Origin of the sequence: Slackia piriformis YIT 12062 (assembly GCF_000296445.1) — a bacterium.
GTDB lineage: Bacteria > Actinomycetota > Coriobacteriia > Coriobacteriales > Eggerthellaceae > Slackia > Slackia piriformis.
Window position 1 is genome coordinate 1699261 of sequence record NZ_JH815198.1, and the last position, 22787, is coordinate 1722047.

The 22787-nt window shown below is 57.8% G+C and carries 17 protein-coding genes; 4 read left to right on the forward strand and 13 right to left on the reverse strand.

Annotated elements, in window-relative coordinates:
• The first annotated feature begins 383 nt into the window (after positions 1-383).
• The 4 genes from HMPREF9451_RS07445 (at position 384) to HMPREF9451_RS07460 (ending at position 4317) form a co-directional block, all read left to right on the forward strand.
• Entirely contained in the window at positions 384-1634 is a 1251-nt protein-coding gene (locus HMPREF9451_RS07445; protein WP_187364039.1) for a helix-turn-helix transcriptional regulator, read from the forward strand.
• Positions 1635-1838: 204 nt separating this feature from the next.
• The gene (locus tag HMPREF9451_RS07450) at positions 1839-2531 is read left to right on the forward strand and encodes a response regulator transcription factor (RefSeq protein WP_009139692.1); all 693 of its coding nucleotides are present in this window, start codon (positions 1839-1841) and stop codon (positions 2529-2531) included.
• A gap of 6 nt (positions 2532-2537) precedes the next feature.
• The gene (locus tag HMPREF9451_RS07455) at positions 2538-3575 is read left to right on the forward strand and encodes a sensor histidine kinase (RefSeq protein WP_009139693.1); all 1038 of its coding nucleotides are present in this window, start codon (positions 2538-2540) and stop codon (positions 3573-3575) included.
• 196 nt (positions 3576-3771) lie between these two features.
• Positions 3772-4317, forward strand: a complete 546-nt coding sequence (locus HMPREF9451_RS07460) for a hypothetical protein (protein WP_009139694.1) — start codon at positions 3772-3774, stop codon at positions 4315-4317.
• A gap of 192 nt (positions 4318-4509) precedes the next feature.
• On the opposite strand, the gene HMPREF9451_RS07465 is transcribed toward HMPREF9451_RS07460, so the two are convergent.
• The 13 genes from HMPREF9451_RS07465 to hpt form a co-directional block, all read right to left on the reverse strand.
• A complete protein-coding gene (locus tag HMPREF9451_RS07465) occupies positions 4510-5232 on the reverse strand; it encodes a hypothetical protein (RefSeq protein WP_009139695.1) in 723 nt (240 codons plus the stop codon).
• Positions 5232-6086, reverse strand: a complete 855-nt coding sequence (locus HMPREF9451_RS07470; protein ID WP_009139696.1) for a hypothetical protein — start codon at positions 6084-6086, stop codon at positions 5232-5234. The genes HMPREF9451_RS07465 and HMPREF9451_RS07470 overlap by 1 nt, the downstream gene beginning before the upstream one ends.
• Complete coding sequence (locus HMPREF9451_RS07475) at positions 6083-11920, reverse strand: InlB B-repeat-containing protein (RefSeq protein ID WP_187364040.1); 5838 nt, start codon at positions 11918-11920, stop codon at positions 6083-6085. The genes HMPREF9451_RS07470 and HMPREF9451_RS07475 overlap by 4 nt, the downstream gene beginning before the upstream one ends.
• A gap of 14 nt (positions 11921-11934) precedes the next feature.
• A complete protein-coding gene (locus HMPREF9451_RS07480) occupies positions 11935-12732 on the reverse strand; it encodes a hypothetical protein (RefSeq protein WP_009139698.1) in 798 nt (265 codons plus the stop codon).
• A 201-nt stretch (positions 12733-12933) separates the two neighbouring features.
• Positions 12934-13653: a SipW-dependent-type signal peptide-containing protein gene (locus HMPREF9451_RS07485; RefSeq protein WP_009139699.1), complete on the reverse strand. Its 720-nt coding sequence runs from the start codon at positions 13651-13653 to the stop codon at positions 12934-12936.
• Positions 13654-13753: 100 nt separating this feature from the next.
• Complete coding sequence (locus tag HMPREF9451_RS07490; RefSeq protein WP_009139700.1) at positions 13754-14311, reverse strand: signal peptidase I; 558 nt, start codon at positions 14309-14311, stop codon at positions 13754-13756.
• Between the two features lie 271 nt (positions 14312-14582).
• Positions 14583-15338, reverse strand: a complete 756-nt coding sequence (locus HMPREF9451_RS07495; protein ID WP_009139701.1) for an ABC transporter permease — start codon at positions 15336-15338, stop codon at positions 14583-14585.
• Positions 15331-16164, reverse strand: a complete 834-nt coding sequence (locus HMPREF9451_RS07500) for an ABC transporter ATP-binding protein (protein WP_009139702.1) — start codon at positions 16162-16164, stop codon at positions 15331-15333. The genes HMPREF9451_RS07495 and HMPREF9451_RS07500 overlap by 8 nt, the downstream gene beginning before the upstream one ends.
• Positions 16157-17689 carry an MATE family efflux transporter gene (locus tag HMPREF9451_RS07505; protein WP_009139703.1) on the reverse strand — a complete coding sequence of 511 codons (1533 nt, stop codon included), beginning with the start codon at positions 17687-17689 and terminating at the stop codon, positions 16157-16159. Before HMPREF9451_RS07505 ends, HMPREF9451_RS07500 begins: the two co-directional genes overlap by 8 nt.
• An 83-nt stretch (positions 17690-17772) precedes the next feature.
• Complete coding sequence (locus HMPREF9451_RS07510; protein WP_009139704.1) at positions 17773-18327, reverse strand: biotin--[acetyl-CoA-carboxylase] ligase; 555 nt, start codon at positions 18325-18327, stop codon at positions 17773-17775.
• Positions 18317-19624, reverse strand: a complete 1308-nt coding sequence (gene folP / locus HMPREF9451_RS07515) for a dihydropteroate synthase (protein WP_009139705.1) — start codon at positions 19622-19624, stop codon at positions 18317-18319. Before folP ends, HMPREF9451_RS07510 begins: the two co-directional genes overlap by 11 nt.
• A gap of 18 nt (positions 19625-19642) precedes the next feature.
• Positions 19643-22135, reverse strand: coding sequence for an ATP-dependent zinc metalloprotease FtsH (gene ftsH / locus HMPREF9451_RS07520; protein ID WP_009139706.1), 2493 nt, complete (start codon positions 22133-22135; stop codon positions 19643-19645).
• Complete coding sequence (gene hpt, locus HMPREF9451_RS07525; RefSeq protein ID WP_009139707.1) at positions 22135-22755, reverse strand: hypoxanthine phosphoribosyltransferase; 621 nt, start codon at positions 22753-22755, stop codon at positions 22135-22137. Before hpt ends, ftsH begins: the two co-directional genes overlap by 1 nt.
• Positions 22756-22787 lie beyond the last annotated feature (32 nt).

The window sequence follows — 22787 nt, forward strand, 5'->3', positions numbered from 1 at the left end:
ATGACAGCCCCGAGGGAAGCTATCATTTCGTACGAAAAAAATCATGGCTTTATCAGGCATTTGACACTAGACCCCTACGGTGGGGTTTTGGCCCTGGACGAATAAACGCACGCGCCACACCAAGTACCGCTGTGATAGCCTTGCAAGTGAAGTCAGAATGCGCAAAAACGAGAGGCGGAAAAATGAAAGGCAACCACGCCCGCATTGTCATAGGCTTTTCGATGCTTTGCTGCGTAAATGTCATTTGCTTTTTCCCCGACGCACTTGCACCCTGGGCATCAACGGAATGGCTGCGAACCTACAATATGTATGCTCGGCCGGCAGAATGCCTCTCGCTCGCAGCCATAGCCGTCTTCGTGCTTAAGATTCCAAGAAGAATCGGCATGGCAGGCGTGGCAATAGGGTACGTGGGACTTCTCTGCGGCCTATGCGCACCCGCCATTCTTGGCAGCAATGTGGAAACGTCCGTTCCCGCAGGCATACTTTGCGGAATGGGGCTTGCCCCCACTATGATGTTTTGGTTTGCCCTCCTGACCGAATTCACGGAACGCCACCAAGCCATCGTCCAAGGATGGCAAGCCCTGGTAGGCGAATGCCTTTTTCTGGGCGTTTCCATTTTCTTCGACGCAGGTGTCGTTCCCGCATGCATCCTGACCGTGGCATCAGCAACATGCGCCTTGCGCGTCGATTCAAGCAGGCTTTTTTCGGAAAACGGAAAAACGGAGGCTTCAATAAAAAGCTTTCTAAGCCTCGGAAAAACAGATTGGCTCGCCCCCTGCACAGGATACCTAATCGCCTCCCTGGCCTACGGCGCACTTATGGCTCTCTCTCGCGGCGCAGAAGGAGAAACGGCATCGGAAGTAGCTTCCGCCATCGGCGCCCCCATCGGAGCTCTCTGCTTCATCGCTTGGGTGATAATCAGCAGGCGCCGCGATTACGGAGCCGTCTCCGAGTGGGTCGTAGCGGCATCCGCCGTCGCATGTCTACTGCCCGGCAGTGCAACCGTACTATTTTTTTCCGCCTTTTTTCAAATAACGGGCCTTTTGCTCTTTTCGTTATTCATCGACCGTCTTTCAGCCATGCCGCGCGCGGCCATAGCGTGCATAGCGAGCGCTTACGCAATATCGCATTTGCTGTTTTTCTCCGGCCTCTACCTCCCCGGCGCCCTTGGAGCTACAAGCGGCAGCGGCATCGCGGCGCGAGAAGTAGCATGGATCGCCTGTGCAATCGGTTCGACAGCATTCATCGTTCGTACATGGAGGACGAATGCCATCCACGTTGAATTCGAAAACCGCTGTCGCTCCTACAAGCATATCATCGAAGAACAGCAAAGCGAAATCAAAAAACACGACGAAGAGAGCGCCCTGCTGCGGGCGGCAGCATTCGACGGAGGCTCAGAGCGAGAGTACAATATCGCCTGTGAGCTTATTGCCAAAAAACACGGATTGACGAAAAGGGAAACCGAGATTCTATCTCTTCTTGCACGCGGACGTGATGTATCGTTCATATGCAACGAGCTGTACCTTGCTCGCAATACGGTTAAAGGATACACAAAGCGTATCTACGCAAAAATGAACATCCATTCGAAACAAGAGGCAATCGACATGGTGCTTTCCGCTATGTCGCGTCAGTAACACGCGACGCTAGCAATCAAGAGCGAAGCTCATCATTGAAAACTTAACATTCGTCAACGCGTGCGCAACGCAAAGGCAACTCTTGCGCTACAGTGCGGCATCATTTCTCATGCATGATATGATAAAAGTCACCGAGCCGACGCAAAATGCATCGATTCCCGAAGCACGACGAGATGCCCAGGCCATCTCGACGAAAGGAACGACATGAACGAAGAAGCAGAATCCATCCTCGTCGTAGACGACGAACAATCCATCACCGACTTCGTTTCCTACAGCCTTATGAAAGAAGGCTTCAAGGTCGACGTGGCCTCGAACGGCGAAGAGGGCCTTCAGGCCGCCATGCACAAGCATTACGACCTGTTCGTCCTTGATATCATGCTCCCCGGCATGGACGGCTACGAGCTCTGCCGCCGACTGCGCAGCAAGACGAACGCCCCCGTTCTGTTCCTTTCGGCTCGAGACACCGAGCTCGATAAGGTCGTCGGCCTCGAAATCGGAGGCGACGATTATCTTGCCAAGCCGTTTGGCGTGCGCGAGCTTATCGCACGCGTGCGTGCGCTTCTGCGCCGCGGCTCCATGGACGCTCAGCAGGAATCCACCGCGCTCACCGCGTCCGGTATCACGCTCGACGAAGACCGCCATACGGCAACGGGCGAAAACGGCCCCATCGACCTGACCCCGCGCGAATTCGAATTGCTCGCCGCCCTTATGAAGGACGCGGGCAAGGTCGTCACGCGCGAAGACTTGCTGCGCGAAGCCTGGGGCTGGGAGTACATCACGGAGACGAAGACGGTCGACACCCACATCAAACGCCTGCGCGACAAGCTTTCCGCCGCCGGGTTCGACCCCGCCATTATAGAAACCGTGCGCGGATACGGATATCGCCTGCGTGCATAACATAGAGTGAAACGCCTACAGACATACTTCTCCATCCTTACGGGGATTTTCGCCCTGGCGGGCGCCCTTGCCATGCTTATTGCCGTGGCGTTCGTGGGCTTCGAGCACCTGGGGCTGCTGATCTGGCTGATGTTCGCCGGCACTACGTTCGCTTTTATCGTGAGCCTCGTCATCGGCCATTACATGGCAGACCCCCTCGCCTCGCTCCACAAGAACGCAAAAGCCCTTCTTGACGGCGATGCAAGCGTCGTCATAGCGCCCGATGGAAAACTATACGAATCAGACCTGCTCGCCCAAGACTTCTCCGCTCTGAGCGAACAGACGAAGACCAAAATGAGCGACCTCGCCGTGCAACAGAAGCGCCAGACCCAGTTCATTAGCGATGTCGCGCATGAGCTGCGCACGCCCTTGACGGCAATTCGAGGCAACGCCGAAACGCTCATGGACCCCGATATGCCGCAAGCCTTGCGGGAGCGCTTCTGCCACACCATCATCAGCGAATCCGAGCGTCTTTCCCACATGGCGAACGAGCTACTCACTCTTCAGCATATCGAAGAGGGAACGAACCCGGTCATGATGCAGCGCGTGAACCTTCATGCCATCGCCGAAGACGTGGCCGACGCCCTCTCTCCTCTCGTCGAGGAACGCGACGGCACAATAGAAATCGTCGGAGAGGCCCCCGATGTCCTCGGCGTCCGAGAACGCCTGCAGCAAGTCATCTACAACCTCGTCGCCAACGCATGCCGATTCATCGGCAAAGGCGGCCATGTCACGATCAAGCTGGAAGGTCTTGCGGAGCAATCGATCGTGAGCGTGCTCGACGATGGACCCGGGTTCGGCAACGTCGACCCCAAGCTTTTGTTCACGCGGTTCTACCGCGGCGACAACTCCCGCGCGCGCAACACCGGAGGCACCGGACTCGGCCTCGCTATTGCAAAGAGCATCGTCGACGCGCACGACGGAACCATCGAAGCGTTCAACCGCGCCGAAGGCGGCGCATGCTTCATCGTCGCCCTTCCCAGCATTCACGAGCACGTGATGTAGCCGCAAACCCCTTTTGACCGCCGCCCAAATGCAACGCAAGTGCGGGCCCCTCACGCCGCAAAGCGCCCAAACCCGCACATGGCATATACTGCAGCTCAAGCACACGCGCCTTTGCGCATGCAAACCGCGCCCAAACCGCCTATCGTGCGCAAACACAGGCAGTTCCGCTTTATTTCAGACACACAAGGAGAACCACGTGATCGAAGCCAAAAAGATGCCCTTTTTCGGAGAAGCGTCCCGCAAGACGAAGAAGCTTTTCGAAACCGCCTATTCAATCGAACGCCGCATTCCGTTTTTCGCATTGAAGCTGCGCTCGGTCATGAAGGGCATGGACATGACCGCCTACTACGAAGGCAGCACCTACTGCGGCTTCTCCGTCGTTGGATCGACCGACGAAGGCGCATACGTCTACTACCTTGCCGCGTCCTCCGAAGCGCACAATGCCGACTACAGCGAGCAGATTGTGGAAAGTCTGAAGTCGCGCTATGCCGAGACAACGCTTGTCGTAGACGTTGAAGCGCACAGCCTCAAAGCAGCCAACAACGCCGAGAGAGCCGCCAAGCGCAAGTTCTACCTGAGCCACGGTTTTGCCGCGTCCGGATACGGGTACAAAGACGCCGGCGTTTTCGAGATTCTCGTTCACGGCGAAAAGCTTGAACCAAGCGCATATTCTGCCCTGATCAACAAGCTCGCCTTCGGGCTCACGCCCCTAAGGGCGCGCCCCATGAAAGAGCTTTCTTAGGAAAGGCCCTTGAAGGGCCGCCTTCAAAAAAGAATGCGGGTGCATCGTCTAATCGACGCACCCGCAAAACCCGCGCACGTATGCAACGCGGCAAAAGCGACACAGCTGCCACGCAAACGTGCCCGCGTGAAAACGCAGCCGGGATAAGGCACGCAACGGCACCGCCCAGACAAAACCGCACGAAGGGCGAACTTATGCGCGCATACGGCGCAGCGAAAACAGCAAAACGCCGAACGAGACAAGCGCGCAGAGCAAGGCGGCCGCAACAACGGACGAGGTTTCATCCGACGTCTTGGCAAGGGTTCCGGAATTCGCAGAAACGTAGCTGGACGAATTTCCGCCATAAGAACCGTCGCCCGCACCGCCGCCAGAGCCTTCTCCCCCGCTGACGCTACCATCTTCCTGGGCAATGAAAGTCCACGTAAGCTCATGGGACGTATAGGCCGTATCGTTCGAAAGCGACGTGGGCACGCGCATGGTCACGCTTCCCGGTATTGTCGCATCGCTTGAAAGCACGGCAATACGAACGGGGTCCTGCATGCCGTTTTCTTCCCCAAGGGTTCCCTCTGCTTCCACGCCGTCGCCGAAGCGAGCTTCAATGGAGACATCCTCTATGCCCGCCGTCTGGGATTCCTCATATGACGCCTGCGCATAGATCGACGTTGGCTCGGCAATGTTGACGCCCTCAATGACGAAATCCTGGCTGAGCTCATCGCCGGGCATAACGCCTTTGAAGGAAGAGAACAGGTCGCTTCCTTTCACGTTTCTATACGTAAACGACTTGGCGGCACCGTCGTATACCAACGTGGGCTGGTCCGTCAGCATTGCGGCATACGCCATGGCTCCGACAGCACACGACGCAGCCAGCGCAACGGCGGATGCCGCCGCGAGAATCTTCCATAACACGCGGCTCATCAGGCAACACCACCTTCCGCTTGAGCAAACCCAATAGAACCGTCCCCGTTTACAACCAAGCCGCTCTGTGCAGCCCAATCGGCAAACGCCCCTGCTGGCTGCGACTGAACGGCCTGCACGGCAATATCGACCACCAGCGTGCGCCCGTCGGTGTGGCGACGGGTTTCAATGCACGAAGCGATGATATCGCCGGTGTTTTCGCCGGGGTTCACAGGCTGAGTCCAGTAATACAGGCCGTCATTGCCCGTTACCCATGTGGGGCCTGCTCCGTCAAACGTGCCCCAAACCAACTCGTAATCATACGCGGCAGGGTCGGACTTCTTCTCTACGGGAGCCTCCCACAGGCGATTGCCCTGGGCGTCTTCCCAGTACACGTCAACCTGGGCGCGCACGTATGCGGGCACGGTCGAGTTGTTGCCGGGGACGCTCACCTGCACATTGCGCTTCTCGCCCGCAGCGGGATCGAAGGTTTCGCCAATGCCCACTTCAACCGCACCTTTGCTGAAAATGTTCGTGATGCCCGACGTTTGGCAGTACCACGCAAAAACGCCTCCTGCGCCGGCAAGCGCCACGCACAGCGCGGCAACAACGGCCGCGCGACGCATGCGGCGCGATTTGCGAACAAGACCGCGCAGCTCGTCAGCAGAACGAGGCGAGTCGCCAAACGGCGCTTGAAAGTCAAAGGCGTTTGCGCCAAAGCGCGCCTGCGCCCGACCGCCATGTGCAGCCTTGAAGGCAGCGTATCCGCCATGCGCCTCGGAAGATGCATGCGCGCCCCTTGCGCCGCAAGAACCCTTGCGGCACGCGTCCGATCCACGCGGAATACGGAAGTCGGTTCCTCTACCCTTCATCATGCCTCGTCCTCCGTCATCTTCCCCTGATTAGCAGCTGCGTTTTGCGGCGCGAACACGTTCTTGGCGCGAGCGTCGTCGTCGAACCACTTGCTATTGGCCAGCGTGTTCTCACACGTCACCGTAACAGGCCCGGCAACGTCAAATCCGCCGTCTACTGACGCAGTGCCCGAGCTGGGAGCAATTGAAATCGCCGGGGTGTAGCGCCATGCCCACGACTCGTCCTCGGTTACAAGGTAGCGGCCCAGAGGCACGTCCAGTGTTACGGAACCCGTATACAAGCCATCGCCATCAGGCGTATCGGACACCTGAACGTTCACGTCATGGTGCTCTTGCGTAACAACATTGGTCACCGTAAACGAGAACGTCCTTCCCGCAGCTCCGGAATCCTTGGTGGTCTTCGCAATCGTGAGCGTCGAAGCGCCGAACGTAAACACGGCATCGCCCTGCGCGTCGGTGGCATCAACCAACGGCTCTACAGACACGGGCGACACGAACAAGCCCACGTTCACGCCCTCCACAGGTGTCTCAACCGCTTCCGTCGCCCCATCAACGCCAGTAGGCGCATAGGTGGCTTTCGAAACATGGACGGTCAGCTTGTCCTGGTCATAGCCGTTCTTAAAATACGCCTTAACGGGCTGTCCTGCTGTACTGGACGAGTCGATGACCCACCACAAATCAGACGTGTTCGGAGTACCTGAAGCATCCTTGGAATCTACCTGATAGACGATCGGGTACAAGTCCATGCTCTCGGCAATCGGAGCCGTGTAGAAGCTATCCCACGAAACCGAAGTCCCGTCGCTCTTGACCCAATGCCATTCTTTGAAAAGCAGGTTCACCTGCGCACTGGGTTCAGCAGACTTGGACGCGAGCTGATCGGCAATAAGCGTCCACGCCTGCGCATCGATGATGGTCTCCTGCTGCTTGCCGTCAACCTCCACCGTCTCGACGAAACTACGACCCGAATCGCTTGGCACCTTAGCAGTAAACAGCACGTCGCCGTCTATGCCGTGATACCTCACCTCGTGTACCTGCTTATACACGGCAGTATAGAGTTTTCCCTGATAAAGGCCCGCATCCGTAAGAACGTAGCGCGAGGCGGCACTTACGAGCGTGCCAGGGTTGGCATCACTTTGATAGTCGGCATACCAGCCCTCAAACTCATATCCCGGGTAGTCGAACGCATGAAGCATAAGCGTCGCATCTTTGCTGCAGGTGCTTTGCTGGCCGGTCTGCTGATCCTTGGAAAACTCGCGCTCAATGGTGCGCACCGCCGCAAGAGCTGCAGGGTCCGAACCTATAACTCTATCGATATTGGACTGCACGCCCACGTTCGCCGCGCGATACACCGCAAACAACTCCATAGGATGATCCACAATCGTCTTCTTGCTCACAAGCTTCGCAGGGGCATCCGCCGAGTCAATGACATACTCACCTCCGTTTGCAGGACGCGTCTCGGTCCAGCCCACGAAAACAACGCGGTCGGTCACGGCCGAATCGATAGAGTCCATGTTGAAAGACGGAGATCCGCTCGGCGCATCGCCCAACACGTCCCCCTTGGTATGCACGACAGTCTGCGTCATGCCTTCGCTTGTATGGAATACCACGGGAAGAGGCTCGTAGTTCGCAACGAACGTGTAGTGCTCACCGGGTTTAAGCGTATAGAGGAATTCGTTCGCCGCTGCAGCCGTAGGCTCTACGGTCTCCACATGCCCGTCTTCGCGTTCAACCGTAAGGGATACAAGCTTGTACAACTCGTCGGAGCCGTTGGTGACCTTCGTTGCGATATCGGCCGCCAAAGCCGCCGAGAACGTACCGTCGCTGTTTTTCTGCACCGCATAGGACGGATCTTGAGGAATGTTGATTTCCGAACCCGCCGGTACGCCGGCACGAGCGATATTGGTCGTGGTGTCAATGTCGAACTTCGCATACACCGGCTCAACAGTCATGGCATGCTTAACGTGATAATGTTCGGTGAGCAGGTACGGCTCCGCATTGGCGGCAGACGTTGCCACATATCCGTGAGAACCCAGCGTAGGAGCACCGTTCACAAAGGCATGGCTCAGCTCATCGGACGTGAGGTCTTCAGAGCAAACCCAACCCAAAAATCCGTAATACACGCCATCAACGCAGATGAAACGACCTGACGTATCGCCCGTCACCGGATCGGCGGGCGCGCCGCCCGCAACAGCCGGATCCAAAGAGGTTTCAACCGCGCCTAGTCCAACCGGCACCGAGCGGCTGCCAAACGGAGAAGCCTCAAGCATGGTCAACGAAGCCTCCGCCTGCGTGGCCGTTCCCGCAGGGTTGAACAGCAACGAGTCGCACTTTCGCGTGACAGTAGCTTCGTTCGGGAAGGCTGCAGGTTCGTTCGGGCTGGTGAAGACATCGTTGAGATTCTTCGGCGAATCGGGCGTCAAAATAAGGTTGCCATCCTTGTCGAGGAAGTTCACATCCGCCGACGCTTTCAGCAGATAGACGTTTTGAGCATCCGTGTCGTACACCTGACCAATGTCGTCCCACGTTGCATTGCGACCGTTCCATTCCAGCTTGGATATATCGTTGTGACCGTGTTTGCTCGTTGTATCGAGAGTATCAATCGCCGTCGTAAAGCGGATGATGCCGCTGATGCGATACCCCGGACGTGCCGTCACGTCAATCTGGCCGCGCTGCGCGTAAAACCGCAAATCGTATTTCTCCGTCGAGGCCGGGAAGTCCGTGAACGTCACAACATCATATGGGGTACCGGACGCATACGTCACAATGGCATCGATATCTATCGGCTCGATAAGGCCCGCAAAAGACGTTGCTATATCGGGCAGCTCGGGGGCGCCCACCATCGCGCACAATTCATCGTAGTTCACGATGAAGTCGTCTTTATACGCGGCGTAGTTCTTCATATTTGCATGATCAGTCCAGCGATGGAAAGTATCGCGCACAGACGGTGGTACAAAAGCCGCTGCAACCTCGGACCCCGTTGCCTCATAAGGAAGCCACGCTGTTGCATACAGGCCCACGCCCGTGTATTTGTCGTTCGCATAGTAATCGCTGTAGCAGTATTCATTCGGATGCTTGGGACGTTCCGTCGGCAGCCATGCCTGCACGCGATAGGAAAAGCGCGCAATGTAGTGGTGCTCGTGGGTAAGATCTGCATCGGCAGGCAACGTGTAGCTGGGATTTGTGCTTACCAGCCACTCTTTGCCCGTCTCGTCCGTCTCGAACCAACCGCGGAAGCGATACCCTGCAGGAAGAGACCCGTCCGGCTGAGCACCCGACGCGCTGATGGTGAACCGATCGCCGTCCACGCTCACGTCGGTGCGGCCGACGCCGTCACGCAACGTGGGGTCGTCAAGCGCATCCTGTTCGTTGCCCTCAAACACCGTAATGATATTGGTGGAATAATCCGAATACACCGGATACAAATCCATAGGTTGCAAAACAGGGTCGCCCGCAACAAAGAAGTGCCCGTTGTTCTTCATGTCACCCAAAGCCGTCGACGTAACCGCCGGCCAGCCGCCGCCGGTGTCGGGATTCTTTTCCGTTGTCCAGCCAATGAGCTTCGCGCTGGCCGAAACACCGTTGCTGCGGTCGATGGCGGGCTCCGCGCAGGAAGGAAGCGCGGCTTCGTGGTTATACCAGTCATCGCCAGTAGACGTGTTTGCCGTACCATCAAGTTCAATCACGTTGCCTAGCACGTCATGGAACAGCACGTGGCCCTGATAGTACGCCACAAACAAGTCATCACCGGCAAAGCCATCCGTCATGCCAGACCCGGTGTTTTTTGCGATGTATGCCGCGTCCGTCGACGCGCATTTAGTTCCATCGCTCACAATGGGGTCGAAAAACGTATGAGATTCGTCGATGTGGTTGACCGTCACACGAGGTTCTCTGTACCAGCCCTTGAACCGATATCCCAGGTTGTTCGCAGCATCGCTCACCAGGGGTGTGGTGTCCGGACCCACCGCGTTCGTTGTGGCCGTAAAGTCCATGTCTATGTCGTTGGAAACAAAACCTTGCACCGCAAAGTCGTACGGATTCGCAGTTGACTGGGACGTCTGCGTGGCAAGCACGTCAGATGTGCCGATCGTCACTTCGCCTGCGCCCGGGTAATCGAGCGTCGCCTTCACGGAGTCGCCATGCACCGGCATGCCCAAGTCGTAGTCCATGACCCACTTGTTCACATGCTCCGCACCGCCCAACGAAGGGGTCTTGCGAATCTTGCCGCCCTCGAAATCATAGTCATGCCACTCCCAGAAGGAGCGATCGATATAGGTCGTATCGCTCTGTTCCCCAAACGAAGGTCCGGCGTAGCGTTTGCCAATGCCCACTGCGGGGATATCTTTGTTTGTTCCCGGCGTGTTTGAACGGGTTCTGTTGAAGTAGCAGTCAGAAATGACAGCAAGCCCATCGTTATCCCACTCAATAAGACCGCCGAGATACAGATTTCTCTGAATGATGGGAATAACAAGCAGCGCGTTGTAGAGCTCTGAATACAGATTGCCCGCATAATGGCAACGCACCAGATACACCGTGTTGTCGGTACGTGCAGCAAGACCACCCACGTAGCCGACGTTGCCGGCGCCGACGCTTACATAGGTGCCAGCATACGTATGGCACTCAGCCGTGGAAAAGCAGTCGACAAGAGCAGCGCGGGCATCGGGACCATCCGAGTACAGACCGCCCACGATACCTCCCGCGTAGACTGCTTGGCCGGCAACAGCGCCAACTGCGACGTCGTAGCTGTTTTTCACTTCGGTATAGGTATATTCGACCGTAACGCCATTGGCACCAATGCTGCGAACAGGCGTAACGCGGCTGTATTCGACGGTGCTGTTCTTGGCAATGCCGACAATAGCACCCAAATACAAGCCTTCGCCGCCAAGTCCTGAAACCGCCACTGTCGAGTTGTTGACCACACGACCGCCTTGCACTTCCACGTCATACAGCTTGCAGCCGTCAAGCTCGCCCGCTACCATGCCGCCGGCGAGGCCCGCGTTGGTGATGAGCGACACGGCATTGTTTGCCGGCGTGACCGACGAGGTGCAGTTGACAAGTTTCACGTGCTCAATGCGGGTGTTTTTGCCGTAGCCCACAATGACGCCGCCACGATAGTCGGCGCCCACGTAGGCATCTTCGAAGTTGATGTTCTTGATGGTGGCGCCATCCGTCCAGGCGAACAAGCCCGTATCGGGCTTGGGCACCCACAGGTCACGCTGGTAATTAAGCCCCTTGATGGTATAGCCGTTACCGTCAAACGTGCCCTTGAACGGATTGTCTTTGCTGCCAAACGTAAGCGAACCCAGCTGGCCGATGATCTGGTCCACCTGATCGGTGCTCAGATCCAAAACACCGCCAGGAGCATCCTGCAAATCGAGATAGTAGTATTTGCCGGCGGTGTCCTGGGTACGCGAAGCCAAAACAGCGGTTAGAAGGTCGGGAAAATCGACAATGCGAATGGCATCGCTGGGAATTGCCTCGGTAGCGCCCGCGGAAGCAGAATCGACCTGAAGGCTCGCAGCGTCGGCAGCAACGTCAGCCGTCGTAGAAAAAGATTCAACTTCGGCAGCGCTCGCATCAGAAGCGCCCGTTTCCGTTGCATCCGCAGCAAGAGCACCCGCTTCTGTGGATTCGTCGGCACTGGCCGATACCGCAGCCGCCTCATCGGTTGCGGTATAATTAGGGGCTGTTTGCTCTGCAGGTTCGGAATTTTCCGCTTCGTCGGCAAACGCCGCGCTCGGCATCAAGGGGCACATGGTCACGGCGAGCAAAGCCGCAAGAGAAGAGGCCGCCGCCTTGCGGACGAGCCTTTTCACTGCATTCGTATGTGTTTCGCGCATCTTCGCTTCCATTCCTAATTACCCCCTTGCGGCCAGCCCTCGGCATCAAGGGCGCTTGCGGCGTTGTTCTCGCTCTGAACGCCTACGGCGTTGATATCGAGCTTGAGCGTGCCGCCTCTATAGCGGTCGTGCACCTGTTGCATATCGAAAACAAGCCCCGTAATGAGCGGCGGGGTTGTCTGGCCCGGCTCCAGCACGGCATCGTAGTAGTACCAGCCGTCGCCGCCCGCCTTCCACGAACCGTCGCCGAATTCATACGACACCACGTCGTCGGCGGGGACACTGGTCCCTTGCGTGTCAGTGCCGGTCATGGAAAGGGAAACGCGCGTGAACACCGGGTGGTCTTGCGTGTTGCGCACGCGCACAATGCGGCTACACGTGCCATCGTTAGAGATGTCCTCGTTCGCTCCGTCAGGGACAACAACCTCGGCGTTCGAAGCGTCAATCGTGGTTTCCACCACCTCAACGCCAACGCCGCCGAACACCACCATGTTGTGCGCGTCGGTAGAGCGCGCCACGAAGGAGATGGTTTGCATGGCCAACAGCACGGCAACAAGAGCCGCGGCGCAGGCAATGCACAGATTGCGCGTGCGCGCGACGCCCGAAACGCTCGGTGCGTCGCCACCGCCTGCGGCTGCGCCTGACGCGCCTGCATCGGCCGACGCGCTTCCCCCTGAAACGCAAGAAGGCGCCTCTTGGGCGCACGTGCTGCATTCGCGGGAAGATGCCTTGCCGCAATCTTGGGCATTGCTTTGCTGCCCAGCGCTGCCTTCTTTTAATGTGCCATTTTGTTTCGTCGATTCGTCGACCATCCGACAAACCCCCTCCTTCGAGGCGCCCTTCAATGCAAAGGGCGATCCTCGGGCGGCAGGCGCAAGGCCCGCCGCCCAGAACCTACTTCATCTCGCCCTGCAAACCGCCAAATCCTTGGGAGGCCTGCAAAGACGCAGCGCACAAGCAGCTGATTGCTAGCGTTTCAAGCCGCTTGTGCGAAACGGTGAAATATTGAAACGTTATTTCACCACGGGGCCAGCGGGATGAGCAGCCCACGTAATGGCAGCTGCCTTAGCGTCGTTTGCAGTAAGCTGAGCGCCGTCCTTCAGGCCGCCGGCCAGATACGCGCTCACCACAATGGTGCCCTGGTCCTGAATGCTGGCATTATCGGCAGCAGTGACGCTCTTGAAGAGTTCGCCGGTCCACACGTCATTGCCGCCCTTGTCAGCAGCAACCAGCAGTGCGGGATCGGAAGTGCCGTTGGTGTACATGAACAGGCCGCCCTTGTAGACGTTGTCGTTCGTGTTGGCATCGTCAACGACGTTGTCCTTAACAGGCGCCCACTTCGCCGTGTCGATAGCAAACGTGGTGCCTTCGCCCAGGTTGTTCTTCACATACACGAACACGTAGGCGTCGTCAGACTCGGGAGCCAAGCCGATGTTGGGGTTCTTGTCCACAACGGAACCGGGGGTGATGGCAGAATTGGGGATCCACTTGTCCTCGACGATGTTGCCACTAACCTGGCCCTTGTTACCGCCCTGCTCCGGCGGCGTGTTGGGATCGAGCGGCGTCAAAGGCTGATCGGGGTCGGTAGTCGGCGGCTTGATGTTGCCCGTCGTAAAGGTGTTGGTCAGCTGGCTCTGGGAGTTGTACCACGCCATGACGCCACCGACGACAGCCAGTGCCACGCACAGCACCAGCGCCACTATGAGGCCTGTTTTCTTCTTCGTGTTTTCCATACCCTTGCTCCTTTCTCTCGCGCAAGACACAAGGCCCTACACGAAGAAAGCCCCGCATTCGGCGGGGCTTTCCTTTCCTGTCTACCATTTCTATTGCGGACTAGCGACGCGCATGGGCGCCATGGCCGGCGTATCCCGAACGCTCGCGTTCATTGCGTCTGCTTCGTCCTTCATGCAACTCAAGGACGATGGAAAGCGCCATGAACACACCCGCAAGGGAAATGACCACGAAAAAGCCAGGGCCGGATGTGAACCACACGTTCACATAGCCAAGAAATGGTATGCAGAATTGAGGAACTCCCACCAGATGGGAAAACGGAACCGGGGCGGCGTCATGGACAGTCGCCCCCGATTCATCCACGTTGGCCACTCCCTGCGTGTAGAAAAGCCCCGCTTCGGCATCGATGTCATACACCTGGTGCGTGACAAGGGTGCCGGAATCCAGGCTGAAGGTGATGGCATCACCCACCTGAACTTGCTCGGGCGATGCATTGTGTACGTAAATAAGAGAACCAACCGGATACTGCGGCTCCATACTGCCGCTCAGTACCGCATAGGGCGTAAGACCCACCAATCGCACGCCGGCAAACGCAATAAGAAGGAGCAGCGCCACGGCAAACACAGCCGCAAATATGCCGTTGCAAACACGTCGCAGCACGCCATCTTCCCCCTTCAGCGCATCGACTATACGAAAAAAACCTCCGAAAAGGCCTGTTCAAGTCTTTAATTTGTACAATTACGCAAAAGCGTCAACTGTTCAATACGGCTTAGATGCTAGTCATTTAACCCCGCCCCCGTCAACACTAAACCAAGAAGTTTAGTGTTTTTCTTCTGCCGACGGCCATTTTCTGCTACAAACCTTCCCGAAAACAAGAAAGCCTGGCGCCGATCGAATCGGAACCAGGCTTTGTAAGGCAACGCATGACACGCTACACCCGCACGCGGCGCCAACGCGTCAAACGGCGCTCTGCGATATCGAACAACTCGTACAAAATCACCCCGAGCAACGCCATGGCGATAATGCCTGCAAACATCTTCGGATACGCAAGCAACGCCCATGCGTCGACGATGAAGTACCCAAGTCCCGTGGAGCCGGCGAGGCTTTCCGCGAAAAACAAGATGGCGACCGCGGTTCCACTCGAGATACGCAGAGCCGTGAAGAGCTCCGGAAGCGTGGCTGGAACAATAACATGGCGATACACGTCGAACCTCCCTGCCCCAAGCGACCGCATGGAGACGACGCTTTCCTCGGGCACGCTTTGCGCCGCATCGCGCACCGTAACCAAGACCTGGAAGAAGATGGTCAAGGCGATAAGCGCAATCTTCGGGGCGTCGGCGAGGCCCATGAGGACTACCAGGACAGGAAGCAGCACGACCTTCGGAAGCGGATAGAGGAAATACAGAATGGGCGCAAACACCGCGTCCACGCGCGGCGAACGGCCGCAAACCAAGCCCAGAGGGATAGCAAGAACCGTGCCGATCAGCATTGCGACAACCACGCGATACAAACTCACCAGAAACGCCGGCCACAGGTCGCCGAAGTACAGCCCGACCATAGGAACGGCCTCGAAGGGGCCCGGCAAAGCGGCATTGTTCACCGCAAGAGCCGTAAGCTCCCAACCTGCAAGAATGAAAACGATAGCGAGAACATAGCCGAGCACCTTGCGAACGAATTCCTTACGCATCGAGGACTCCTTCCTTCGAACGAAGCACATCGCGAAGAAGGCGACAGCGCTCAAAATACAGAGGGTCGTCGCGCCATGAAGGATCGACCATCTCCCCGTTCGCAAGCTCGTAGACAATTCTGCCCGGACGAGCCGACATGACGACAACGCGCTGTCCGAGAAAGACCGCCTCCTCGATCGAATGCGTCACCAGGACCTGCGCGTAACCCTGATCGATCCAGCAGCGCTTCAGCATGTTCTGCATTTCCTCGCGCAGAAGCGCATCGAGCGCCGACAGAGGCTCGTCCATGAGCAGAAGATCGATATCGCACGCAAGAGCCCGAGCCATGGCAAGGCGCTGCCGCATGCCTCCGGACAGTTCCGCAGGATACGACCTGAAAAAATCTCCCAACCCTACGCGACGAAGGGCATCATGGGCGCGCTTCATACGCTCTTTCTTAGGAAGGCGGCGCACCTGCAAACCCAAAGCGGCGTTCTGCTCGACCGTCTTCCACGGCATCAAGCCGAAATCCTGCAGAATCAACGCCGTTTCGAGGCGCGGAGATTCCACGGGCTCGCCATCGACGAAGACGCTTCCGCCGGTAGGACGCTGCAGGCCGCACGCCGCAAGAAGGCTCGTCGATTTGCCGCACCCTGAAGGGCCGAGAATCGCTACGGATTCGCCGGGAGCGACACACAAATCCATCCCGTCAAGCGCAAGCGTCTCCCCGCGCGCTCCCGTGTAGCGTTGGCTTACATGGCGCAGTTCGAGCTTGGGAGTCACGTTGGCGCACGGGGCTTTTTCCGACGTCGAAGCGGCCGTTGCTTCCGATTCGCCTTTAGGCATGAGCCTTCTCTCCCTTCGGGTCTGCCGCGCGATTCTTCAGCTTGCGAAGTTCCACGATAACGAAAACAAGCACCGTGACCGCAGCGATGACGTCGGCAATGGGGACGGCGAAATATACCGCATCCAGAGAGTCGAGCATCGGAGCGATGGAGGGAAGCACTTCGGGAAGCAGGAACAGCAACGGCACCAGGAACAAGATCTGGCGGGTCAGTGACAAAATGATGCTCTTCATGGGCTGACCCGTTGCCTGGAAGTAGTTCGAGCCGACTACCTGGAAGCCGATCAGCGGAAGGAAAATCAAATCGACACGCAAGGCAAACGCCGTGAAGTCGACGAGCGTCGGGTCCTTGATGCCGAAAAAGCCCACAATCTGCGGAGCGAACGCCATGATGAGCGCCCACATGACCGTGCCCATGACCGTCGCGCCCACAACACCCACGTTAAGCGTGGTCTTCACGCGATTCCACAGCTTCGCACCGTAGTTGAAGCCAAGCAAGGGCTGGATGGCTATGGAGACGCCGATCAAAGGAAGGATGACGAACATGCCAATACGCTGCACCACGCCGACCGAAGCAAGCGCGTTATCCGCACCGATGGGATCGAGAGCGCCGTATTTGACCAGCATGAAATTGATAAGAAAACCGACGATGGCGCCGGCTGCCTGCACGGAAAACGACGCGGCACCCAAAGAAAGGATGCTGCGCGTCAACTTCGCCTTGACGGGGAAATAACGACGACGCAGGCGCAAGGGCACCCCAGGTGTTTTCGTGAAATACCAGATAACCGTTGCACAGCTGACCGCCTGACCGCACACGGTTGCCCATGCGCTACCCGCAACGCCCCAGCCGAACCACAGCACGAAGATGGCATTGAAAATCGTGCAACCGATCGCGCCGATAAGCATCGTGACCAGAGCTCGATTCGGGGCTCCCGTCGTGCGGATGAAGTTGTTCAGACCCATGCCGACTACCTGGAAAACGCAGCCAAGGCTGATGATCTGAATGAACTCGCGCGCATAGGGGCGGACCGCCTCGGTGGCAGAAGAAAGGTCCAGCAGCGGCTCCACGACGAAGGGAATATGCGCCAGCACCGCAAGCGCCACGCTTACGATAACGCCCAGCGTTGCCGTATTGCCAAGGATATGCTCGGCTTCATCGTGCTTTCCTTCGCCAAGACGAAGCGCGCAAAGGGCATTGCCGCCTGCGCCGATGAGCATCGCAAGCGCAAGGAATATGGTCATGGTCGGGGATGCGACGGTGATGGCCGACAAACCCATCTCACCGGCACCATGCCCCAGAAAGACCGAGTCGATAAGATTGTACGCGCCGTTCACCACCATGCCCAAGATGGCGGGAATGGCGAACTCCACAACAAGCTTGGGTATGCTACCGGTACCCATCCTGTTCACGCGGTCGGATACCGCATTCTGCTCGCCCGCCTTCGCGCCATGATGCAACGGCGCACCCGATGAGGAGCCAGAGACCTCTTCGGGTGCGCCGTTTTTCTCTTCGATTGTATGATTCATATGCTCGAACCGCCTTTTCGCCGTTACAAATTTCGCTTAAACGCAAACAATTTATTGTAACGACGTAGACGGATTGCGAAAAGCTACTTTAGAGGAGCTTCCACAACAACCGCAAAGGCGTTCAGGATACGCTGCAACAGCTCGTCAATCGCCCGATACGAAGGAGCAATATAGTCCTCGGCGACATCGCACACATATGCAGGCTCGTTGCGGCCATCGGTCAGAATGGGGCGATCCGAGTGAAAGACATTTACGCCAACACCCACCACAATTACGCCACTTCGGGATTCAAGCGATATGCCGCAAAGCTTCCCCTGATCGCATATGACATCGTTGGGAGCCTTCACGCGGATCTCTTTATCGCTCACGCCGCACTCTTCGCGCAGCACGGAAGCAACCGCTTCTGCGAAAAGACGGCTATAGGCAGGCCATTGCCGCTCAGGAGTGTTCGGACGCATAATCAGCGAGAAATACAGCCCGCCTTCGGGACTCATCCACACGCGGCCCCATTGCCCGCGGCCGGCACGCTGCTTGCGCGCCGCAACCACCGTACCCGTAGGAGCCCCTTGCCTTGCAAGCTCCCACGCGTCGTCGTTCGTGGACTCCGTGATATCTTTCGTTGTGATGCTAAATTGCATGGGCCTCACCATAGAGAGCTTCGCCCGAAACAACCTTCGTGCCGTCGGCAAGCACATGCTCGGGCAGAAGCTCGAGCAACGGCTTCACTACGAAATCACGCTCCGTTGCGCGAGGGTGCGGCAACGTGAGTTCTTCTTTATCGACCACATACATTTGGTAGTCAACGATATCGAGGTCGAGCGTACGGGGTCCGTTGGGAATCTCTCGCACGCGACCAAGGCTGTTTTCGATGGCATGCAAGTATTGAAGGAGCTCTTTCGGCGGAACGCCCGTGCGCACAAGCACCATGGCGTTGACGAAGGTGTCCTGGTCTTCGTAATACGCGGGCTCGCTTTCGTAAAAGCTGGATATGTCTACGATTTGTGTATCGGGGATAGAGCACAGGCCCGTGATGGCTTGCTGGAGATTGGCTATCTTGCCCTCCGTCTCTTCGCCCGGATTCGCGACAAGCGCGACATTCGAACCGAGTGCGATCAAAGCATACGGCCTCAGGTCGGCGAGCGACTTCATCGTCTCCTCGACATTATGGGCGCGCACCACCGATGCGCCCAGCTCACACGCCATAAGGGCTTCGGCGGCGGAGGCGGCATCGCGCTCGCCGGCATCAGCGATTCCGTACGCCTCTCCGATATAACGCTTGCGCGATACGGCGCACATGGTGGGATACCCTAGACGAGAGAATTCGTGGAAATTGCGCATGAGCTCGAGGGTCTGCGAAGGGGTTTTACCGAATCCAGGACCCGGATCGAGGCATATGCGCCTGCGGGAAACTCCAGCCGCTTCAAGCATGGCTGCCTGGGCGGCGAGATACTCCTTCACCTCTGCCACTACATCGTCGTACGTCGGGTTCTCCTGCATGGTCGCAGGCTCGCCCTTCATGTGCATGATGACGCAGCCCGCATCGCACGATGCGGCCACCTCGACCATAGCGGGATCGCGAAAGCCCGAAACGTCGTTGATGATGGCTGCGCCGGCCTCCACGCAAGCGCGTGCAACCTCGGCATGACGCGTATCGATGCTGACGCACACGCCCTCTTCAGCCAGGGCGCGTACGATATCGACGGTACGCGAGAGTTCTTCTTCCACGGATACGGCGACAGAGCCTGGACGGGTAGACTCCCCGCCCACGTCGATAATCTTGGCACCCGCCTCGAGCATTGCACGAGCGTGTGCCAAGGCAGAATCGAAATCGTTATGCTGCCCGCCGTCCGAAAACGAATCGGGAGTGACGTTAAGGATGCCCATAACAACGGGCATCCTGGAATCAAAGCTGTATGAAGAGCATTGCCACATCATTGAGCTGCGGTCCTTCCTTTATGAGGCGTCATGAGTGTCCGTACGCTCCGCCCGATCGCGAGCCTGATGCGTTTCGGAGCCGTCGACGGGATCATACACCGTAGGAGCCTTCGGCAAATCGCCAGTCAAAACTACGTCGCCCTGCTCGGGAGCGGCCGTAGAAGCCGTTGCCGACCCTACGCCGGGCATCTGCACAGCGGCGGCTTCGGCGGCAAGCTTCGCAGCGGCCTCGGCCTTGGCGGCCTCTTCCGCAGCGGCGCGAAGGCGATTCTCCTCCTGCTCTTTGGCAAGATACTCTTCCCACCTATCCTCAAGCAGAGCCTCGCACGCTTCGCCATCGACGGTTTCGCGCTCCATAAGAACGTGCGCCATCAATTCCATCTGCTCTTTGCGCTCGGAAAGGATGGCGTAAGCCGTATCGTGCGCCTGCTTCATGAGACGCGCAACCTCTTCATCGATGCGCTGGGCGGTTTCCGGAGAATAGTCCTGCGTGTTGCCCATGTCGCGACCCAAGAACACTTCGTGGTTCGGCTGGCCGAAAGTCTGCTGGCCAAGTGCGTCGGACATACCGTAGCTCGTGACCATCTTGCGGGCCTGCTTGGTAGCGCGTTCGAGGTCGTTCGAAGCGCCGGTAGTGATGTCTCCGCAGAAGATTTCCTCCGCCACGCGGCCGCCCAAAAACACAGCGAGGTCGTCGTACATTTCGTTGCGGCTCACCAGGAACTTGTCTTCATCGGGAATGGACATGGTGTAGCCCAGAGCCATGCCGCGCGGAACAATGGTGATCTTATGCACGGGATCGGCGTTGGGCAGCAGATGACCCACAAGCGCATGTCCCGACTCGTGATACGCAATGACACGACGAGTCTTGTCGTTCATGACGCGGTTCTTGCGCTCGGGACCGGCCATCAGGCGTTCCATGGATTCATTGACTTCCGCCATGCCGATTGCGGTCTTGTTGCGACGAGCCGTAAGAAGCGCCGCTTCATTCATGAGGTTCATCAGATCAGCGCCAGTCATGCCGCTCGTCAGCTTGGCGATGCGAGGAAGGTCGACATCAGGGCCGATCGGCTTGTTCTTCGCATGGACCTGAAGAATCTTTTCACGGCCGCGCACGTCCGGAGCATCCACCACGATCTGGCGGTCGAAACGACCGGGACGAAGCAACGCGGGGTCCAAGACGTCAACGCGGTTCGTTGCGGCAATGAGCACCACGGCGTCGTTTTTCTCGAAGCCATCCATTTCAACGAGCAGCTGGTTGAGGGTCTGCTCGCGTTCATCATGGCCGCCGCCAAGGCCCGTACCACGCTGACGACCGACAGCGTCGATCTCGTCGATGAAGATGATGGACGGCGCCGCCTCTTTCGCCTGTTCGAACAGGCTGCGAACACGGCTCGCGCCCACGCCGACGAACATCTCGACAAACTCAGAGCCGGAAATGCTAAAGAACGGAACGTTGGCTTCGCCCGCAACAGCGCGTGCGAGCAGCGTCTTGCCCGTGCCCGGAGGGCCCACGAGAAGGCAGCCGCGCGGAATCTTCGCACCGAGGGACTGGTATTTACCGGGATTGACCAGGAAGTCCTTGATTTCCTGCAGCTCTTCTACCGCCTCGTCTTCGCCAGCCACGTCGTCGAAGCGAACATCAGGGCGCTCCTCGACGGTCTTTTTCGCTTTCGCTTTGCCGAAAGACATCTGCGAGTTATTGGCCTTGTTCATCTGAACGAAGAAGAAAATCATGAGGCCCACGAGCAAAAGCATGGGAAGCAGGCTCAGGAGGGCATCCATGAATCCATCCGGCAGCTTGACCTGGTATTGAATGTCGGGATGGGCCGACAAGAGCTGCATAAGGGAGTCCTGGCCGACATATGTGGAGGTGTACTTACGCTCCGTTCCCAGCGTTTGTTCGCTGAGCTCGGTGGTCTCCACCTGGGCAGACCCGGGGCCAAGAAGGCTTTCGGTCTTGGCATCGAGCGCCTCGATGGCGGCGTTGTACGCATCCGACGCGGTCGACCCCGCTGTAGCGGCAGGGTAATACGATCCGGAAACCGTGTAATTGCCCGCATCGTAGACCACGTTCTTCACGCGGTCTTGTTCTACGGCCTGGACGAACTCCGACGTGATAAGCGCGTCGGTTTCCTTCGTGTTCATGAGATTCATCATCTGGCTGCCGACGAAAAACGCCACCAGGAGGAACAGCAAGGCCGAGATGATGCTAATTCGTTGCGGGGGTTTGGACATGAGCTGCTTGGCATCCTTCGGATCGAGGCCGAACGGGGCCTCTCCCTCTTTGCGGCCCTTCGCGGCAAAGGGAGACTGGGGCCTTGCGGGCTCCTGGTGGGAATCGGAAGGCTTCCCCTGATCAAAACGGGGTGCCGTAGGCTGCGCCGCAGGAGCCTGAGGAGCGCGATGCTCGGGGACGTTGGGCGCCTCGTTTCCGGAAGGCTGCTGGGGTGCGCTCGGCGTGTGGTCGGGCGCGGTCTTGGTTTCGTTTTTCTGAGGAGTTTCGCTCATTATTTTCCTTGATATATCTCGGGTTTCAGAATGCCGATATAAGGCAGGTTTCGATAATGTTCCGCATAGTCGAGGCCATAGCCGACAATGAAATCATCCGGACATTCGAAGCCGACATACGCACACTCGACGTCCGCCTGCCGCGGATTGGCCTTGCGCAGCAGAGTCGCAACCTGGATGGATGCGGGATTGCGCGATTCCAGAACATGAAGAAGATACTTCAATGTCAGACCTGAGTCGAGCACGTCTTCTGCCACAAGCACATGCCTTCCTTCGATCTGCGACGAAATATCTTTGAGAATGCGCACAACCCCAGAGCTTTTGGCGGAAGCGCCGTAAGAAGAAACGGCCATGTAGTCCATCTCGAGCGGAAGGTTGATTTCGCGAACAAGGTCCCCCATGAAGATGGCGGCTCCGCGAAGAACGCTCACCACAAGAAGCCGAGGCTTTCCCTCTCCTCCTTGGCACTGCGCGCACTCTCGGTAATCTTCCGTAATCTGACGGCCCATTTCGCGCACACGACGCTCGATCGCCTCGCGATCGAACAATATCTTCTCTATGTCCTCTTCGCAGTAGCAGCCGTCTTGCCGCTGCCTCGAAGCAAGCGAATCCGCGTTCATGCAAGCCCTCTCGTACGTTAGATATCGGCATG

What these genes read in the sequence shown, in the direction of transcription:
- HMPREF9451_RS07445 (WP_187364039.1), top strand. Translation starts at nt 384, where the DNA reads ATGGCAGGCGTGGCAATAGGGTACGTGGGACTTCTCTGCGGCCTATGC.
- HMPREF9451_RS07450 (WP_009139692.1), top strand. Translation starts at nt 1,839, where the DNA reads ATGAACGAAGAAGCAGAATCCATCCTCGTCGTAGACGACGAACAATCC.
- HMPREF9451_RS07465 (WP_009139695.1), bottom strand. Translation starts at nt 5,232, where the DNA reads ATGAGCCGCGTGTTATGGAAGATTCTCGCGGCGGCATCCGCCGTTGCG.
- HMPREF9451_RS07470 (WP_009139696.1), bottom strand. Translation starts at nt 6,086, where the DNA reads ATGATGAAGGGTAGAGGAACCGACTTCCGTATTCCGCGTGGATCGGAC.
- HMPREF9451_RS07475 (WP_187364040.1), bottom strand. Translation starts at nt 11,920, where the DNA reads ATGCGCGAAACACATACGAATGCAGTGAAAAGGCTCGTCCGCAAGGCG.
- HMPREF9451_RS07480 (WP_009139698.1), bottom strand. Translation starts at nt 12,732, where the DNA reads ATGGTCGACGAATCGACGAAACAAAATGGCACATTAAAAGAAGGCAGC.
- HMPREF9451_RS07485 (WP_009139699.1), bottom strand. Translation starts at nt 13,653, where the DNA reads ATGGAAAACACGAAGAAGAAAACAGGCCTCATAGTGGCGCTGGTGCTG.
- HMPREF9451_RS07495 (WP_009139701.1), bottom strand. Translation starts at nt 15,338, where the DNA reads ATGCGTAAGGAATTCGTTCGCAAGGTGCTCGGCTATGTTCTCGCTATC.
- HMPREF9451_RS07500 (WP_009139702.1), bottom strand. Translation starts at nt 16,164, where the DNA reads ATGCCTAAAGGCGAATCGGAAGCAACGGCCGCTTCGACGTCGGAAAAA.
- HMPREF9451_RS07505 (WP_009139703.1), bottom strand. Translation starts at nt 17,689, where the DNA reads ATGAATCATACAATCGAAGAGAAAAACGGCGCACCCGAAGAGGTCTCT.
- HMPREF9451_RS07510 (WP_009139704.1), bottom strand. Translation starts at nt 18,327, where the DNA reads ATGCAATTTAGCATCACAACGAAAGATATCACGGAGTCCACGAACGAC.
- folP (WP_009139705.1), bottom strand. Translation starts at nt 19,624, where the DNA reads ATGATGTGGCAATGCTCTTCATACAGCTTTGATTCCAGGATGCCCGTT.
- ftsH (WP_009139706.1), bottom strand. Translation starts at nt 22,135, where the DNA reads ATGAGCGAAACTCCTCAGAAAAACGAAACCAAGACCGCGCCCGACCAC.
- hpt (WP_009139707.1), bottom strand. Translation starts at nt 22,755, where the DNA reads ATGAACGCGGATTCGCTTGCTTCGAGGCAGCGGCAAGACGGCTGCTAC.